This window comes from Buttiauxella noackiae ATCC 51607 (assembly GCF_001654865.1).
GTDB lineage: Bacteria > Pseudomonadota > Gammaproteobacteria > Enterobacterales > Enterobacteriaceae > Buttiauxella > Buttiauxella noackiae.
The window spans coordinates 45,730-62,509 of record NZ_LXEO01000068.1; the positions used below are offsets into that span (position 1 = coordinate 45,730).

Below are 16,780 nucleotides of genomic sequence, written 5' to 3' on the forward strand. Positions count from 1 at the left end.
AATGAAACAACTACAAATCGCCGTCGGTATCATCCGCAATCAAACGGGTGAAATTTTCATTACTCAAAGAGCGGCTGATGCGCATATGGCCAACAAGCTTGAGTTTCCCGGAGGGAAGATTGAAGCCGATGAAACGCCTGAACAAGCATTAGTCCGTGAGCTTCAGGAAGAGACAGGTATCACAGCCACTGATTTCACGCTGTTTGATAAACTGGCTTATCAGTTTCCGGACAGGCACATCACACTGTGGTTTTTCATGGTGGAAAGCTGGGAAGGCGAGCCGTGGGGCAAAGAAGGGCAACCGGGTCAATGGATTGCGCAAAATGCGCTGGTGGCATCAGATTTTCCACCAGCCAATGAACCGGTAATTAGCAAATTACAGCAAGGTTAACGTAGGTCTTCTTCACTCCAGTCGTCGCTTTCTGATAAATCGCCGCTGCTAGGAATTCGTTTTTCTTCGGCGGCCCATTCACCTAAGTCAATCAACTGGCAGCGTTTGCAGCAAAATGGGCGATAGGGGCTCGTTTCATCCCAGATGACAACTTTACCGCAGCCCGGGCAATTCACTTTTATTGTTTCAGTCATGTTGGCTCCTTAACAGCACGCCAGCTCAAAATCGAGACGTTCTGGGATGAGTCCATTTTCGCTATCTAGCGGCAGGAAACGGATCGCAAAACGGCTCTTATGGCCAGAAACTTGCGGATAAAGCTGCGACGAAAGGTCCAGCTGTAAACGCAGTAAATCGGCGTCATCCCCGTTATCCTGATAAAAACCATTAAGGCTGGTTTGTTTACGGAATGGTGCAGAATTGCGAATAATATCTAGTACCAGATCCAGCGCTTGCTTTAATGGCTGCAACGTCGCAAGCCAGCTATTAATTTGTGCGTCACGTTGATCCTGGGGTGAATACAGCCAGATGTGTAAGGTTGGCAAATCAAAACTACAGCACCCGCCAGGAATACTCAGACGCTGGCGAACCAGGGCTATCAAACGGTCTTCACGTAATGCCTGCCCCAGTCGAGGAGCGGCCATTAAAACACCGCCGCGTTCTTTGAGTTGGCTACGCAGTGAATCAATTCGCTGCATATCTACACCTGGAACTTCTGACCAGTTCAATAACTTACGCTGCTGGCGCTCCAGTTCTTTGAGAATATCAGTACGAATCTCACCGCGCTCAAAGACATCCAGCAGGTCGCCGATATTGCGGAAAAAATGCAGTGCTTTGGCCGTTTCGTCTACCGGTAATGAACTTTCGAGTTGTTGGATTAAGAACTCGATACGCAACCATGTGCGCATTTTTTCATTAAGTGGGTGCTCAAAAAGAATCTGGGTGCTCATTATTCGTTATCCTGCTGTGCGGCCTGGGCTGCCAGTTCCAGATACTGGCGGTGCAGACGGTCAACATGTGCGGCCACCTGTACAGTGCCACCATCATTATTAATTACATCATCGGCGGCGCTTAAGCGTGCCTCGCGCGTCGCTTGTGCTGCAAGTATTTGCAGCACATGTTCGCGACTAACTTTATCGCGCGCAATAGTACGTGCGATTTGCACTTCTGGCGAGACATCAACAACCAGAACACGATCTGCCTTTTGTTGTAGGTTATTCTCAATTAATAAAGGAACAACCCATAAAACGTAGGGAGAAAGAGCCTGGTTGATTTCAGCTTGGGTTCGCTGATGGATAAGTGGGTGTAGCAGAGCATTGAGCCATTTTTTCTCTTCTGCGGAAGAAAAGATCTTTGCGCGAAGAGCCCGACGGTCGAGAGTGCCATCCTGAAGGAGGATCTCACCACCAAAATGGTCAGAAATAATGCTAAGAGCGGGTTGTCCTGGCTCTACGACCTGACGCGCAATCACATCAGCATCTACAACGGTAATACCTAAGCGGGAAAAGTGATCGGCGACAGTACTTTTGCCACTACCAATGCCACCCGTTAATGCAACCGTATAAACCATAAAAAACCAGACCCTAAATCTACGTTTCAACAAAGAGATAGAAAGCTTATTTGCACCTGGATTACTTCAGGAAAGTGCCACATCACGGGGAAAAACACGCCCATGTAGTGATTTCCTGTTACTCAGGTAAATTCTAACGATTGTAGCGCAAAAAAGACTGTTTTCGCAGTCTTGCAGAGCCATTAATAGTGCGTATGATAACGTCACTGGAATTGGTAGTTGTACCCGTCATACTTCAAGCCGCAGATGCGTTGGCCGCACTCACAAACCCCAGTCACTTACTCAAGTAAGCTCCCGGGGATTTACTCCCTTGCCGCCTTTCTGCCACTCGAATTATTCAGGGTATAGATTGCTGATTGCGTTCACGCGTCCTTCGCCATTCGACCCAGGAATCTGCAACATGCGTATTGAAGAAGATTTGAAGTTAGGTTTTAAAGACGTTCTTATTCGCCCGAAACGTTCCACACTGAAAAGCCGCTCTGATGTAGAGCTTGAGCGCCAGTTCACTTTCAAACACTCCGGTATTGCATGGTCAGGTGTTCCGATCATCGCTGCTAACATGGACACTGTTGGTACATTCGGCATGGCCCAGGCATTGGCCTCGTTTGATATCCTCACCGCCGTTCATAAGCACTACTCTGTTGAAGAGTGGAGCAACTTCGTTAAGTCTGTTTCAGACGACCTTCTGAAGTTCGTGATGGTTTCAACCGGTACATCAGACGCTGATTTCCAGAAGACAAAACAGATTCTTTCTTTGAACCCAGCGCTGAAATTTATCTGTATCGATGTGGCTAATGGTTACTCCGAACACTTCACTCAGTTCGTTTCTAAAGCTCGTGAAGCATGGCCAGATAAAGTTATCTGTGCAGGTAACGTTGTTACTGGCGAGATGTGCGAAGAGCTTATCCTCTCCGGTGCGGACATTGTTAAAGTTGGTATTGGTCCAGGCTCTGTGTGTACTACACGTGTGAAAACAGGTGTTGGTTACCCGCAGCTTTCTGCTGTTATTGAATGTGCTGATGCCGCTCATGGCCTGGGTGGCCAGATTGTTAGTGACGGTGGTTGTACTATGCCTGGCGATGTTGCTAAAGCATTTGGCGGTGGCGCAGATTTCGTGATGCTGGGCGGTATGCTGGCTGGTCATGATGAAAGTGGCGGCACAATCGTTGAAGAAAACGGCGAGAAATTCATGCTGTTCTACGGTATGAGTTCTGAATCTGCAATGACTCGCCATGTTGGTGGTGTTGCACAGTACCGTGCAGCAGAAGGCAAAACCGTTAAGCTGCCATTACGTGGCCCTGTTGAAAATACTGCCCGCGATATCATGGGTGGCTTGCGTTCCGCATGTACTTACGTGGGTGCTTCTCGCCTGAAAGAGTTGACCAAGCGTACTACGTTCATTCGTGTGAATGAGCAGGAAAACCGCGTTTTCAATAGCCTTTAAGCTATCAGCGATATACGGCGTGGCATTTTCGCTACGCCGTCATCCCGCGCTCATTGCATCGCCTAACTGAAAAATAGGCAGATACATCGCGATGACCAGCGTCCCAATGATAATCCCTACAACTAACATCATTACTGGCTCCAGAGCGGCGGCAAGATTGTCTGCCAGTTCCTCGGTATGGTTATGATGCCAACTTGCTAACTTCTCGAGCATTAAATCCAGCGCGCCTGATTCTTCTCCTATGCGTATCAATTGGCAACATAATGGTGTGAAGCGCTCGCTTTGTGAGAGTGTTTGCCATAGAGGTATACCTTGAGTCACCTGCTGGGTTACTTGCTGAATAACCTTCTTCCATAGTCGTTGCGGCAACGTGGTTTCGACGGCCTTAAGTCCTTGTAGTAAGGGGATTCCTGCCTGCTGGGAAAGGGATAGAGTAGTATAGATTTGGCTGAGAATTTGCCCGCGCCATAGCGGAGCGAGCAATGGGATTCGCAGCATCAGACGTTGTTCGTACTCTTGCCAATGAGGTTTCTTTGTTCGCAAAAAATAGCCAAGGGTCATGAATATCAAACTGGCCAACAGCCACCATATTCCCTGTGTTGTTACCCAGTTTGATACTGCCATTACCGCTACTGTAATAGCGGGTAATGGGGCATTAAATGAGTGATAAATATTGGCAAACTCGGGCAGTACAAAACTCATCATCCCGATAGTCACTAGTAGTGCTATCGCCACGATAAACAGTGGATAACGCAGGGCCTTCATGACCTTTTTACGCAGTTGGTACAGTTTTTCTTGTTGATTAGCCAGCTTTTGGCAGCACTCGTCTAGCTTTCCGGTTAGCTCACCAATATGAATCAGAGCGATGAACAGCGGCGGAAAAATCCCTGGCCATTGTTGTAAGGCGGCAGAGAAAGATATGCCATTAGAAACACGATGCCCGATATCCTTTAGCAGCGCACGCCATTCACCAAAAGGATGTTGCTGCGCGATGAGTAATAGCCCGTCAGACAAGGATATTCCCGCCTGTAGCAACGTCGCCAACTGGCGGAATACCTGGATTTTTTGCTGGATATGCCAGCAGCCTCGGCGGGCGCGCGGTATTTTCCGCAATTGCAAAAGCTGAAGCTCTGCGCTAATTAACTGCTCTCTGATAGATTCCGCATTATCCCCAAGCACATCCCCATGTTGAATCTGCCCGTATTGATCGACTGCTTTCCAGTGCCAGAGTACAAACTTAGCCATGAGGAACACCAAGCACCCGATATAGCTCTTCGAGAGTGGTTAGCCCTTGCTCAACAGCCTGGCAGCCACTTTCAAATAGCGTCATCATGCCTTGTTGCCGTGCCAGCGTTTCAATTTCATTGGCTGGCATGCCGTTAATAATTGCGGATTGAAGTTCTGTATCGATAATTAAAATTTCAAATAATGCAGTTCTCCCATAGAAGCCTCCATAACAGCGATCACAGCCATTTGCTTGCCAATGAGGCAAAGCAGCTCCCCAAAGCGATGTGGGTAGAATGATGTCTTCGGAAAGTTGTTCTTTACAGTGTGGGCAGAGTTTACGTACCAGTCGCTGTGCAACGACCATGGTCAGTGCAGATGCTAACATCCATCGCTCAATTCCCATTTGTTCGAGGCGAACGACAGTCTCAGTTGTGGAGTTGGTATGCAGCGTTGAAAGTACCAGATGGCCTGTTTGCGCAGCTTTAATGGCTATTTCTGCCGTATCGCCATCACGAATTTCGCCCACCATGATGATGTCCGGATCCTGGCGTAGCAAGGCGCGTAAAACATTTTGAAAATTAAGCCCCGCTTTAGTGTTAATTTGCGTTTGATTAAGACCTTGCATAGGGATTTCTATCGGGTCTTCAACACTGCATAGATTAGCCGAGGCTTGGTTAAGTATCTTTAATGCACTGTAAAGGGTGAGTGTTTTCCCGCTACCAGTGGGGCCAGTGACGAGAATCATGCCCTGCGGATGGGCTAACGCGCTTTGAAAGCGAGAGCTATCTTCTGGTGACATGCCTAACTCCGATAGCTCAAAGGTTTGCTCTGTTTGTGCCATCAAACGTAAGACAACTTTTTCACCGTGATACACCGGCAGTGTCGCTATGCGAAATGAACATTTACGCTCTTCTATTTCGATTTCCATTTGCCCATCTTGAGGAAGGCGGCGCTCTGCTATATCCAAATTTGCCAATACCTTAAGTCGTGCGGTTAGCGGTGCAGCCAGATGCGATGGTAGCCGTGGTTGCAGCTGCAGCACGCCATCAATGCGAAAACGAATTTGATACCCTTGCTCTATTGGTTCGAAGTGAATGTCTGATGCCCTTAATTGCTGGGCTTTGCGGAGAGTATCTTGCAACAGTTGAACCACTGGCGCTGTGTTCTCAAGGGATTCCTCGGAGCTAACAGACAACCGTGAGTGTCTTGCTTTTTCCAGCTGTTCAGCTGGCCAGTATTCAACATTGGCAGGCTTATCACAGATAAAACGCAATGCTTCAAAAAACTGTACGGGTGGGTTTGGCGCAATAGCGATATGCAGCAATGGGGCTTCAGAGAGCAATATCGCCTGATACTGGTTACACAGTGCGAGAATCTGCTGATTTGCCATGGTTTAATTTCCCGCTTGCTTATTATCAAAACGGAAGACTTCTTCGCAGGTTTGTTGAAGAGAATTATTACTGACAGTGCTACAGGTTCGTGACCAGCCTTCGACTCCTTCTACATCGCTCCAACGTGGAGATAGGGAGATGGTGAGCCCATTGAGACTTTCTTGCCCCGCAAGCGTAACAGCACCTTTTTCGATGCTCATGCTGCTTACATAGCGGGTGGTTTTAGGTGAAGGAATACTGTTGCTGCCCGCGTCACATTCGCTAATTCCACCCCGTTCAATCGCGCAAAGTTCAATAGCGGTACGATAGGGCAGGAAGGTTTGCAGAACGTCAGTCAGGGCCGCTTTCCGCAGGTAGTTTTGATAGGTAGGAATACCGATGGCGCTGAGAATCGCAATAATACCGATCACTACCATCAGCTCAATAAGTGTGAATCCTTGTTGTTTGTTCATATGCCGCTCCATGTTGAGATAGCGGCACTTTGCGTCGTTTAAATTCTTCAGGCGAGGGCGAGTGTAAAGATCAGGAAGCTGTCTTCCAGGATATTTTTGCGATTTGCATAGGTGGCAATAAAAATGCGAGCGGTAACGTAACGGGAAGAAATAAGCAGATGAGTTTTAGCTCATCTGCCCGGTAGAAATTAGCGGAAACGCATGGAGAGATCGAGCGCGCGGACATGTTTAGTCAGCGCGCCAACAGAGATAAAGTCGACACCCGTTTCAGCAAATTCCCGGATAGTTTCTTTCGTTACGTTTCCTGATACTTCCAGACGCGCTTTACCACTGGTGATAGCGACCGCCTTACACATATCTTCAACATTGAAATTATCGAGCATGATAATGTCAGCCCCGGCATGCAGTGCCTGTTCCAGTTCATCAAGAGACTCGACTTCAACCTCAACAGGCACATCCGGATGGAACCAGAAGGCTTTTTCTATCGCCTGGCGTATGGATCCTGAGGAGATGATGTGGTTCTCTTTGATCAAAAATGCGTCAGACAAACCTAAACGGTGGTTGCTGCCACCTCCGCATAGTACTGCGTATTTCAGTGCGGTACGCAGGCCCGGCAGCGTTTTACGTGTATCGAGCAATTGCGTGTTTGTACCAGCCAACAAATCAACATAGGTGCGCACTTCGCTGGCAACACCAGACAGAGTTTGCACAAAGTTAAGCGCGGTACGCTCACCTGTTAATAGCACGCGCGATAATCCGGTTAATTCGAAAAGTGGCTGGTCAGCGACAACGAGATCACCATCTTCAACATGCCAGGTTACTTTGACATCCCCGCCAAGCTGGATGAAAACTTCTTCGACCCAACGTTTACCACAGAACACGCCATCTTCACGGGTGATGATTACGGCATGTGAACGGTGGTCTGCATCCAGGAGTTGTGCAGTGATATCGTTATTGGGATTGACGTCGCCACCAAGGTCTTCACGTAAAGCCTGAGAAACAGCTTCTGGAATATCAAGGTTAATACGTTCGAGAAGCTCGTCACGTCGGCGGTCTGGGTTATAACGGCGAGGAGGCATGATAAAACTCCGAAATGGCTTAGTTAATGTCGAAACATGCTACATTGATGCGACCTCAAGTACCACTCTAAGGAGACCGTGGATGCAGCTAAAAGACGGCTGGCTGGTGGGTGTTAAACATGTCCCATCCCCCCATTTCGATTGCCGACCGGAGGATGAAACACCTTCGTTGTTGGTGGTGCATAACATCAGTTTGCCACCAGGTGAATTTGGTGGGCCGTGGATTGATGCGTTGTTTACCGGAACACTTGATTCAGAAGCTCATCCGTACTTCGCGGGTATCGCACATTTACGAGTTTCAGCGCATTGCCTGATTCGCCGTGATGGCGAAATTGTTCAGTATGTTGCTTTTGATAAACGTGCCTGGCATGCAGGGGTTTCTGTATATCACGGGCGTGAACGCTGTAACGATTTTTCCATTGGTATTGAGTTGGAAGGGATAGATACGCTGCCCTATACCGATGAGCAATATCAAAAACTTGCTGAAATTACGGATGTGCTGGGACACGCTTATCCGGCAATTGCCGACCATATGACGGGACATTGTGATATTGCACCGGATCGTAAAACCGACCCAGGCCCTGCATTCGACTGGTCGCGTTTTCGCCATTCGGTAGAGGTAACGTCGAATAAGGAGATGGAATGACGCTGTTTACATTATTGCTGGTGATGATTTGGGAACGGTTATTTAAGCTGGGTGAGCACTGGCAGCTAGATCACCGCCTTGAAGTGCTTTTCCGGCGAGTAAAAAGCTTTTCGTTATTACGCACCATTTTGATGACCGCCCTGTGTATGTTGGTGGTTTTCCTCTGTATTCGTGCGTTGCAAGGTTTGTTCTTCAACGTGCCACTGCTCGTTTTTTGGATTGCTCTCGGCGTGTTGTGTATTGGCGCAGGCCAGGTTCGTTTGCATTACCATGCGTATTTGCAGGCGGCGAGCCATGGCGATAGCCACGCGCGAGACGCGATGGCGAGTGAACTGACGCTGATTCACGGTGTTCCACCCGATTGTGACGAGCGTGAGTATCTGAAAGAACTGCAAAATGCGCTGCTGTGGATTAACTTTCGTTTTTATCTCGCCCCGCTTTTCTGGTTTATCGTCGGTGGTGTGTGGGGACCGGTAACGCTTGCGGGTTATGCTTTCTTGCGTGCATGGCAGACATGGCTTGCGCGCCATCATTCTCCGCAAGAGCGTTTGCATTCAGGTATTGATGCCATTTTACATGTACTGGACTGGGTTCCAGTGCGTCTGTTTGGTGTGGCATATGCACTGCTGGGACATGGAGAAAGGGCGCTTCCAGCATGGTTTGCATCATTAGCCGATCGCCATACTTCGCAATATCAGGTATTGACCAGGCTGGCTCAGTATTCGCTAGCCCGAGAACCACATCTCGATAAAATCAAAACACCGAAAGCCGCAGTTTCAATGGCGAAGAAAACGTCGCTGGTGATTTTGGTGGTGGTGGCATTACTGACTATTTACGGCACTCTGGTTTAGAGTCGCGGTGGTTGTAAGGTGGAATGCCAAACAGTGGCATATTTCTATGCCAGGAAACATCACATAGTATTGATAACCAATTGTTAATACCAAAAAGCCCCGGTGAGCAAAGGCTTCACCGGGGCTTTTTGCAGAAGTCATGCTTAAGCTTTAACGCTCTTCAAGTTCTTCTGTTTGATGAAATAACCAATACCCAGAATGACCACCCATACAGGAATCAGCCACACGGAGATTGCCATGCCTGGCGTCATCGCCATGATAACCAGCACTGCCGCCATAAACAGCAAGCAGACGTAGTTACCCAATGGATAGAACAGAGCAGGGAAACGCGTTTTCACACCCTGTTGTTGTTTCGCACGGCGGAACTTCATATGCGCCAGGCTAATCATCGCCCAGTTGATCACCAGTGCGGATACCACCAGCGCCATCAGCAGACCAAAGGCTTCTGCTGGTGCCAGATAGTTGATCAGTACGCACAGCGCGGTGAACAGAGCAGAAACCATGATGGTATTAACCGGCACGCCACGCTTATCAACTTTCTGCAGCGCTTTAGGCGCGTTGCCTTGTTGAGCCAGGCCAAACAGCATACGGCTGTTGCAGTAAACACAGCTGTTATAAACAGATAGTGCGGCGGTAAGAACCACAACGTTCAGTGCGTTAGCTACAAAGGTGTCACCCAGTTCGTGGAAGATCAGTACGAACGGGCTGGTATCAGCGGTAACGCGAGTCCATGGCATCAGAGACAGCAACACTGCCAGGGAACCCACATAGAAAATCAGAATACGGTAGATAACCTGGTTGGTTGCTTTCGGAATGCTAACTTGTGGGTTATCTGCTTCAGCCGCAGTAATCCCAACCAGTTCCAGCCCGCCGAACGAGAACATGATAATGGCCATCATCATGACAAGTCCGGTCCAGCCATGTGGCAAGAATCCACCTTGTTCCCAGAGGTTGCGAACTGTCGCTTGTGGACCTGCGTGGCCGCCAAACAGCAACCAGGCACCAAACACAATCATGGCGACAACGGCGATGACTTTAATAATCGCGAACCAAAACTCCATTTCACCAAAGACTTTTACGTTAGTCAGGTTGATGGCGTTGATCACAACGAAAAAGACTGCAGCTGAGGCCCAGGTTGGGATTTCCGGATACCAGAACTGAATGTATTTACCGACTGCGGTCAGTTCTGCCATGGCTACCAGCACATACAGCACCCAGTAGTTCCAGCCAGAAGCAAAACCTGCAAACCCACCCCAGTATTTGTAAGCAAAGTGGCTAAATGAACCTGCTACCGGCTCTTCAACAACCATTTCACCCAACTGGCGCATGATCAGAAAGGCAATAAAGCCTGCGATCGCGTAACCCAGAATAATCCCCGGCCCGGCGGACTGGATGACAGATGCGCTGCCCAGAAACAGACCTGTCCCGATTGCACCACCCAGCGCGATGAGCTGGATATGGCGGTTTTTAAGGCCGCGTTTAAGCGTGTCGCCTTGTTCCATCTTTAACCTCGTGTGTGGTTATTTTCAGGGCGTTCATTACGCCTCTGTAAGTTTGTAATTCCGTAATGTGTAGTCTTTATTTTACGGTTTTTAATTCCAGTATTTTGCGCATTGGACTACCGCAGCGCAAAGAATAGTGGTAAGCGCGAGTGTTTGCACCTGCTTTCTATTCTTGTCGTGACGAGTTGAATAAAAAGAAAGCAGTTGTCAGCCAATCCGAGTTATTCGTTTCGTTTATTAATCGCCCACAATAAGCGCATTAGATGAATTAATATTCATATTTTAAACTGATGAATCGGTTCAAGTTGCCCAAAATTGCGAATTTGGTGACTTATAAAAAGTTAAATCTACTTCTTTAGTGGTAACCGTGAGGTTTGTATGTGGTTGCATTTTTGAAACATCATTCCTTTATTGTTGTTAAAATACCCCCGGTTTAATGATTCTGATCAAAACCAATATGGACAGAAGGTGAATACTTTGTTACTTTAGCGTCAACGATGTGAAATTGGTCATACCAATTGACTACATGAAGGCTAATGGCAGAGACAGGGAATAAATGGCCTACAGCAAAATCCGCCAACCAAAATTATCCGATGTGATTGAGCAGCAGTTGGAGTTTCTCATCCTCGAGGGAACCTTGCGTCCCGGCGAAAAACTCCCACCAGAACGCGAATTGGCAAAACAATTTGACGTTTCTCGTCCTTCACTACGCGAGGCCATTCAGCGTCTCGAAGCGAAAGGACTCCTGCTTCGTCGTCAGGGCGGCGGTACTTTTGTCCAGAACAGTCTTTGGCAAAGTTTAAGCGACCCGCTGGTCGAACTGCTGTCTGACCATCCTGAATCCCAGTTTGATCTGCTCGAAACCCGCCACGCACTTGAAGGTATCGCGGCGTATTACGCGGCATTGCGTGGTACGGACGAAGATCTCAAACGTATTGGCGACTGCCATGTAGCCATTCAACAAGCGCAAGAGTCCGGCGACCTGGATGCGGAATCCGATGCTGTTATGCAGTATCAAATCGCCGTCACAGAAGCTGCCCACAACGTGGTGCTACTACACTTGTTGCGCTGTATGTCACCTATGCTCGAACAAAACGTTCGTCAGAATTTTGAATTGCTCTATGCGCGCCGTGAAATGCTGGCGCAAGTGAGCAGCCATCGCGCCAGCATTTTTGCGGCGATTATGGCTCGCCAGCCGGAGCAGGCGCGCGAAGCGTCGCACCGTCACCTGGCATTTATCGAAGAAATATTGCTGGATCGCAGCCGCGAACAGAGTCGTCGAGAACGTTCTCTACGGCGCTTACAGCAACGTAAGGAATGAGAACCCGAAATTTCTGGTTCTTTTAAGCGCCACTATTTAGAGCGCGGCAACTAAACGCAGAACCTGTCTTATTGTGCTTTGTGTTGCCCAAATAGTTCAGGGTGTATCGCGGCGGCAAGCGCGCGAATCCTCAGGAGCATAGCTAACTATGTGAGTGGGATGAGGAAGCGCAGCCAACAAAGAGACAACCCGAAATATGAAGGGCAAAAAGCACAATGGGACAGGTTCCAGATAATCAACGTATTAGACACAGATAAGGAATACCACCCATGTCAGAACGTTTCCCAAATGACGTGGATCCGATCGAAACTCGCGACTGGCAACAGGCGATCGAATCGGTCATCCGTGAAGAAGGTGTTGAGCGCGCACAGTACCTGATCGATCAGTTACTGAGCGAAGCCCGTAAAGGCGGAGTAAAAGTTGCAGAAGGTTCTGCTGCCCGTCAGTACGTAAACTCCATCGCCGTTGAAGATGAACCGGAATACCCGGGGAATCTGGAGCTGGAACGCCGTATTCGTTCTGCTATCCGTTGGAACGCCATCATGACAGTCCTGCGAGCGTCTAAAAAAGACCTCGATCTGGGCGGCCATATGTCTTCTTTCCAGTCTTCTGCAACCGTGTATGACGTGTGTTTCAACCACTTCTTCCGCGCGCGCAATGCGAAAGATGGCGGCGATCTGGTGTACTTCCAGGGCCACATCTCCCCAGGCGTTTACGCACGTGCTTTCCTTGAAGGCCGCCTGACTGAAGACCAGATGAACAATTTCCGTCAGGAAGTTCACGGTAATGGTCTGTCCTCTTACCCGCACCCTAAATTAATGCCTGAATTCTGGCAGTTCCCGACCGTATCTATGGGGCTGGGTCCAATCGGTGCTATCTATCAGGCTAAGTTCCAGAAATACCTGGAACACCGTGGTCTGAAAGACACCTCCGCACAGCGCGTTTACGCATTCCTGGGCGACGGTGAGATGGATGAGCCAGAATCCAAAGGTGCGATCACTATCGCAACCCGTGAAAAACTGGACAACCTGTGCTTCATCATTAACTGTAACTTGCAGCGTCTTGATGGCCCGGTAACCGGTAACGGCAAAATCATTAACGAACTGGAAGGTATCTTCGCGGGTGCTGGCTGGAACGTTATCAAAGTGATTTGGGGTTCTCGTTGGGACGAACTGCTGCGTAAAGATACCAGCGGTAAACTGCTGCAGCTGATGGGCGAAACCGTTGATGGTGACTACCAGACCTTCAAATCCAAAAACGGCGCATATGTGCGTGAGCACTTCTTCGGCAAATATCCAGAAACTGCTGCACTGGTTAAAGATATGTCCGACGACGAGATTTGGGCTCTGAACCGTGGCGGCCACGATCCTAAGAAAATCTACGCTGCACTGCGCAATGCACAAGAAACCAAAGGCAAAGCAACTGTTATCCTTGCTCATACCGTTAAAGGTTATGGCATGGGTGAAACTGCCGAAGGTAAAAACATCGCCCACCAGGTTAAGAAAATGAACATGGACGGCGTGCGTTATGTCCGCGACCGTTTCAATGTGCCGGTGACCGATGCTGAAATCGAAAAACTGCCTTACATTAAGTTTGAAGAAGGCAGCGAAGAGTACAAATATCTGCATGGCCAGCGTGAGAAACTGAACGGCTATCTGCCGACGCGTCTGCCAAAATTCACCGAGAAACTGGAACTGCCTACCTTGGCTGACTTCAGTTCTCTGTTAGAAGAGCAGAACAAAGAAATCTCCACCACTATCGCTTTCGTTCGTGCTCTGAACGTAATGCTGAAGAACCCGTCTATCAAAGACCGTCTGGTTCCAATCATTGCTGATGAAGCGCGTACTTTCGGTATGGAAGGTCTGTTCCGTCAGATCGGTATTTACAGCCCGAACGGCCAGCAGTACACCCCGCAGGACCGTGAGCAGGTTGCTTATTACAAAGAAGACGAGAAAGGTCAGATCCTGCAAGAAGGTATTAACGAGCTGGGCGCAGGTTCTTCCTGGCTGGCTGCTGCAACCTCTTACAGCACCAACGATCTGCCAATGATCCCGTTCTACATCTACTACTCCATGTTCGGTTTCCAACGTATTGGCGACCTGTGCTGGGCAGCGGGTGACCAACAGGCACGTGGCTTCCTGGTCGGCGGGACTTCTGGTCGTACAACGCTTAACGGCGAAGGTCTGCAGCACGAAGATGGCCACAGCCATATTCAGTCTCTGACTATCCCGAACTGTATCTCTTACGACCCGGCTTACGCTTACGAAGTTGCTGTCATCATGCATGACGGTCTGGTGCGTATGTACGGTGAAGCACAAGAGAACATTTACTACTACATCACTACGCTGAACGAAAACTACCACATGCCAGCCATGCCAGAAGGCGCGGAAGAAGGCATCCGTAAAGGTATCTACAAACTGGAAACAGTTGAAGGAACCAAAGGTAAAGTTCAGCTGATGGGCTCTGGCTCTATCCTGCGTCACGTACGTGAAGCGGCACAGATCCTTGCTAAAGATTACGGCGTTGGCTCTGATGTGTTCAGCGTAACGTCCTTCACCGAACTGGCTCGTGATGGTCAGGACTGTGAGCGTTGGAACATGCTGCACCCAACTGAAGAACCACGCGTACCGTACGTTGCTCAGATTCTGAGTGATGCACCTGCTGTGGCGTCTACTGACTATATGAAACTGTTCGCTGAGCAGATCCGTAACTTCATCCCGGCAAGCGATTACCGCGTACTGGGTACTGATGGCTTCGGTCGTTCAGACAGCCGCGAAAACCTGCGTCATCACTTCGAAGTGGATGCATCTTATGTGGTTGTTGCAGCACTTGGCGAACTGGCTAAACGTGGCGAAATCGATAAGAAAGTGGTGGCTGACGCTATCACCAAATTCAACATCGATGCAGATAAAGTCAACCCGCGTCTGGCATAAGAGGTAAAGAATAAAATGGCTATCGAAATCAACGTACCGGACATTGGTGCAGACGAAGTTGAAGTCACCGAAATCATGGTGAAAGTGGGCGATAAGGTTGAAGTTGACCAGTCCATCATCTCCGTGGAAGGTGATAAGGCTTCAATGGAAGTCCCTTCTCCGCAAGCAGGTGTGGTCAAAGAGATCAAAGTTGCGGTAGGTGACAAAGTTGAAACCGGCAAACTGGTTATGATTTTCGAATCCGCCGAAGGTGCAGCGCAAGCTGCACCAGCTCCGGCTGAAGAGAAGAAAGAAGCAGCGCCAGCGGCCGCTCCGCAAGCTGCGGCAGCAAAAGAAGTGAACGTGCCAGATATCGGCGGTGACGAAGTAGAAGTTACCGAGATTATGGTTAAAGTTGGCGACAAAGTAGAAGCAGAGCAAAGTCTCATCACCGTTGAAGGTGACAAAGCTTCTATGGAAGTCCCGGCACCGTTCGCAGGCGTTGTAAAAGAGATCAAAATCAACACTGGCGACAAAGTGTCTACCGGTTCTCTGATCATGGTCTTCGAAGTGGCGGGTGCTGCACCTGCTGCTACAGAAACTAAAGCTGAAGCAGCTCCGGCACAAGCCGCACCAGCCGCTTCCGGCTCTAAAGAAGTTAACGTGCCAGACATCGGCGGTGATGAAGTTGAAGTGACTGAAGTGATGGTTAAAGTGGGCGACAAAGTTGCCGCTGAACAATCACTGATCACCGTAGAAGGCGACAAAGCCTCTATGGAAGTCCCGGCTCCGTTCGCGGGTGTGGTTAAAGAAATCAAAATCAATACTGGCGACAAAGTGTCTACCGGTTCTTTGATTATGGTCTTTGAAGTGGAAGGCGCAGCACCTACGGCTCCAGCAGCTAAGCAAGAAGCAGCGGCCCCGGCTCCTGCAGCGGCAGCTCAGAAACCAGCTGCGGCGCCAGCTAAAGCCGAAGGCAAAACTGAATTTGCTGAAAACGACGCTTACGTTCATGCAACTCCGCTGATCCGCCGCCTGGCGCGCGAATTTGGCGTAAACCTGGCGAAAGTGAAAGGGACTGGCCGTAAAGGTCGTATCCTGCGCGAAGACGTTCAGGCTTACGTGAAAGACGCAGTTAAACGCGCTGAATCTGCCCCTGCTGCTGCAACCGGCGGCGGTCTGCCTGGCATGCTGCCATGGCCGAAAGTTGATTTCAGCAAGTTCGGCGAAATCGAAGAAGTTGAATTGGGCCGTATCCAGAAAATCTCTGGTGCGAACCTGAGCCGTAACTGGGTGATGATCCCGCACGTTACGCACTTCGACAAAACTGATATCACCGATCTGGAAGCGTTCCGCAAACAGCAGAACGACGAAGCTGCTAAACGCAAGCTTGACGTGAAGTTCACCCCTGTGGTGTTCATCATGAAAGCCGTTGCTGCTGCTCTTGAGCAAATGCCACGCTTCAACAGCTCTCTGTCCGAAGATGGCCAGAAGCTGACGCTGAAAAAATACATCAACATCGGTGTTGCGGTTGATACGCCAAACGGCCTGGTTGTTCCTGTCTTTAAAGACGTGAACAAGAAAAGCATCAGCGAGCTGTCTCGCGAACTGATGGCTATCTCTAAGAAAGCTCGTGATGGCAAGCTGACTGCTGGCGAAATGCAGGGCGGTTGCTTCACCATCTCAAGCCTTGGCGGTATCGGGACGACCCACTTCGCGCCAATTGTTAACGCGCCTGAAGTGGCCATCCTGGGTGTCTCTAAGTCTGCTATTGAGCCAGTCTGGAACGGTAAAGAGTTCACTCCGCGTCTGATGATGCCGATGTCTCTGTCCTTCGACCACCGCGTGATTGATGGTGCTGATGGGGCTCGCTTCATCACCATCATCAACAACATGCTGGCCGATATTCGCCGCCTGGTGATGTAAGCCAAAAAGCCGGCCAAACGGTCGGCTTTTTTCTGGTAATCTCATGATGCTGTTTGAGATTCTCAGGTGCA

At 49.3% G+C, this 16,780-nt stretch carries 15 protein-coding genes; 7 read left to right on the forward strand and 8 right to left on the reverse strand.

Annotated features, from left to right (window positions below; all coding sequences use genetic code 11):
* Position 1: 1 nt before the first annotated feature.
* Complete coding sequence (gene mutT / locus M979_RS21160; RefSeq protein WP_064556290.1) at positions 2-391, forward strand: 8-oxo-dGTP diphosphatase MutT; 390 nt, start codon at positions 2-4, stop codon at positions 389-391.
* On the opposite strand, the gene yacG is transcribed toward mutT, so the two are convergent.
* Genes yacG through coaE form a run of 3 tightly spaced genes read right to left on the reverse strand, consistent with a single transcriptional unit; the run spans position 388 to position 1,958 of the window.
* On the reverse strand, positions 388-585 hold the full coding sequence (gene yacG, locus M979_RS21165; protein WP_034460927.1) for a DNA gyrase inhibitor YacG: 198 nt from the start codon (positions 583-585) through the stop codon (positions 388-390). The two genes, mutT and yacG, sit on opposite strands and share 4 nt — an antisense overlap.
* 9 nt (positions 586-594) lie before the next feature.
* Positions 595-1,338 (reverse strand): cell division protein ZapD, encoded by a 744-nt coding sequence (gene zapD, locus M979_RS21170; protein WP_034460925.1) that lies wholly within the window; start codon positions 1,336-1,338, stop codon positions 595-597.
* Positions 1,338-1,958 carry a dephospho-CoA kinase gene (coaE, locus tag M979_RS21175; RefSeq protein ID WP_034460924.1) on the reverse strand — a complete coding sequence of 207 codons (621 nt, stop codon included), beginning with the start codon at positions 1,956-1,958 and terminating at the stop codon, positions 1,338-1,340. Before coaE ends, zapD begins: the two co-directional genes overlap by 1 nt.
* A gap of 400 nt (positions 1,959-2,358) precedes the next feature.
* Between coaE and M979_RS21180 the strand changes: the two genes are divergently transcribed.
* Positions 2,359-3,402: a GMP reductase gene (locus tag M979_RS21180; protein WP_034460923.1), complete on the forward strand. Its 1,044-nt coding sequence runs from the start codon at positions 2,359-2,361 to the stop codon at positions 3,400-3,402.
* Between the two features lie 39 nt (positions 3,403-3,441).
* Here M979_RS21180 and hofC read toward each other — a convergent pair whose 3' ends face one another.
* From hofC to nadC, 4 genes are all read right to left on the reverse strand, one after another.
* On the reverse strand, positions 3,442-4,647 hold the full coding sequence (hofC, locus tag M979_RS21185; protein ID WP_064556291.1) for a protein transport protein HofC: 1,206 nt from the start codon (positions 4,645-4,647) through the stop codon (positions 3,442-3,444).
* The gene (gspE, locus tag M979_RS21190; RefSeq protein WP_064556292.1) at positions 4,640-6,019 is read right to left on the reverse strand and encodes a type II secretion system protein GspE; all 1,380 of its coding nucleotides are present in this window, start codon (positions 6,017-6,019) and stop codon (positions 4,640-4,642) included. The genes hofC and gspE overlap by 8 nt, the downstream gene beginning before the upstream one ends.
* Positions 6,020-6,022: 3 nt before the next feature.
* Entirely contained in the window at positions 6,023-6,472 is a 450-nt protein-coding gene (gene ppdD, locus M979_RS21195) for a prepilin peptidase-dependent pilin (RefSeq protein ID WP_064556293.1), read from the reverse strand.
* A 188-nt stretch (positions 6,473-6,660) separates the two neighbouring features.
* Positions 6,661-7,551 carry a carboxylating nicotinate-nucleotide diphosphorylase gene (nadC, locus tag M979_RS21200; RefSeq protein WP_034460918.1) on the reverse strand — a complete coding sequence of 297 codons (891 nt, stop codon included), beginning with the start codon at positions 7,549-7,551 and terminating at the stop codon, positions 6,661-6,663.
* 82 nt (positions 7,552-7,633) lie between these two features.
* Here nadC and ampD point away from each other — a divergent pair, with 82 nt between their 5' ends.
* Both ampD and ampE read left to right on the forward strand, forming a co-directional pair.
* Complete coding sequence (ampD, locus tag M979_RS21205; RefSeq protein ID WP_064556294.1) at positions 7,634-8,197, forward strand: 1,6-anhydro-N-acetylmuramyl-L-alanine amidase AmpD; 564 nt, start codon at positions 7,634-7,636, stop codon at positions 8,195-8,197.
* Complete coding sequence (ampE, locus tag M979_RS21210) at positions 8,194-9,048, forward strand: beta-lactamase regulator AmpE (protein ID WP_064556295.1); 855 nt, start codon at positions 8,194-8,196, stop codon at positions 9,046-9,048. The genes ampD and ampE overlap by 4 nt, the downstream gene beginning before the upstream one ends.
* 143 nt (positions 9,049-9,191) lie before the next feature.
* Here ampE and aroP read toward each other — a convergent pair whose 3' ends face one another.
* Positions 9,192-10,550: an aromatic amino acid transporter AroP gene (gene aroP, locus M979_RS21215; protein WP_034460915.1), complete on the reverse strand. Its 1,359-nt coding sequence runs from the start codon at positions 10,548-10,550 to the stop codon at positions 9,192-9,194.
* A gap of 556 nt (positions 10,551-11,106) precedes the next feature.
* Here aroP and pdhR point away from each other — a divergent pair.
* The 3 genes from pdhR (at position 11,107) to aceF (ending at position 16,709) form a co-directional block, all read left to right on the forward strand.
* A complete protein-coding gene (gene pdhR / locus M979_RS21220) occupies positions 11,107-11,871 on the forward strand; it encodes a pyruvate dehydrogenase complex transcriptional repressor PdhR (RefSeq protein WP_034460913.1) in 765 nt (254 codons plus the stop codon).
* Between the two features lie 269 nt (positions 11,872-12,140).
* Complete coding sequence (gene aceE / locus M979_RS21225) at positions 12,141-14,804, forward strand: pyruvate dehydrogenase (acetyl-transferring), homodimeric type (RefSeq protein ID WP_064556296.1); 2,664 nt, start codon at positions 12,141-12,143, stop codon at positions 14,802-14,804.
* A gap of 15 nt (positions 14,805-14,819) precedes the next feature.
* A complete protein-coding gene (aceF, locus tag M979_RS21230; RefSeq protein ID WP_064556297.1) occupies positions 14,820-16,709 on the forward strand; it encodes a pyruvate dehydrogenase complex dihydrolipoyllysine-residue acetyltransferase in 1,890 nt (629 codons plus the stop codon).
* Positions 16,710-16,780: the final 71 nt, after the last annotated feature.

What these genes read in the sequence shown, in the direction of transcription:
- mutT (WP_064556290.1), top strand. Translation starts at nt 2, where the DNA reads ATGAAACAACTACAAATCGCCGTCGGTATCATCCGCAATCAAACGGGT.
- yacG (WP_034460927.1), bottom strand. Translation starts at nt 585, where the DNA reads ATGACTGAAACAATAAAAGTGAATTGCCCGGGCTGCGGTAAAGTTGTC.
- zapD (WP_034460925.1), bottom strand. Translation starts at nt 1,338, where the DNA reads ATGAGCACCCAGATTCTTTTTGAGCACCCACTTAATGAAAAAATGCGC.
- coaE (WP_034460924.1), bottom strand. Translation starts at nt 1,958, where the DNA reads ATGGTTTATACGGTTGCATTAACGGGTGGCATTGGTAGTGGCAAAAGT.
- M979_RS21180 (WP_034460923.1), top strand. Translation starts at nt 2,359, where the DNA reads ATGCGTATTGAAGAAGATTTGAAGTTAGGTTTTAAAGACGTTCTTATT.
- hofC (WP_064556291.1), bottom strand. Translation starts at nt 4,647, where the DNA reads ATGGCTAAGTTTGTACTCTGGCACTGGAAAGCAGTCGATCAATACGGG.
- gspE (WP_064556292.1), bottom strand. Translation starts at nt 6,019, where the DNA reads ATGGCAAATCAGCAGATTCTCGCACTGTGTAACCAGTATCAGGCGATA.
- ppdD (WP_064556293.1), bottom strand. Translation starts at nt 6,472, where the DNA reads ATGAACAAACAACAAGGATTCACACTTATTGAGCTGATGGTAGTGATC.
- nadC (WP_034460918.1), bottom strand. Translation starts at nt 7,551, where the DNA reads ATGCCTCCTCGCCGTTATAACCCAGACCGCCGACGTGACGAGCTTCTC.
- ampD (WP_064556294.1), top strand. Translation starts at nt 7,634, where the DNA reads ATGCAGCTAAAAGACGGCTGGCTGGTGGGTGTTAAACATGTCCCATCC.
- ampE (WP_064556295.1), top strand. Translation starts at nt 8,194, where the DNA reads ATGACGCTGTTTACATTATTGCTGGTGATGATTTGGGAACGGTTATTT.
- aroP (WP_034460915.1), bottom strand. Translation starts at nt 10,550, where the DNA reads ATGGAACAAGGCGACACGCTTAAACGCGGCCTTAAAAACCGCCATATC.
- pdhR (WP_034460913.1), top strand. Translation starts at nt 11,107, where the DNA reads ATGGCCTACAGCAAAATCCGCCAACCAAAATTATCCGATGTGATTGAG.
- aceE (WP_064556296.1), top strand. Translation starts at nt 12,141, where the DNA reads ATGTCAGAACGTTTCCCAAATGACGTGGATCCGATCGAAACTCGCGAC.
- aceF (WP_064556297.1), top strand. Translation starts at nt 14,820, where the DNA reads ATGGCTATCGAAATCAACGTACCGGACATTGGTGCAGACGAAGTTGAA.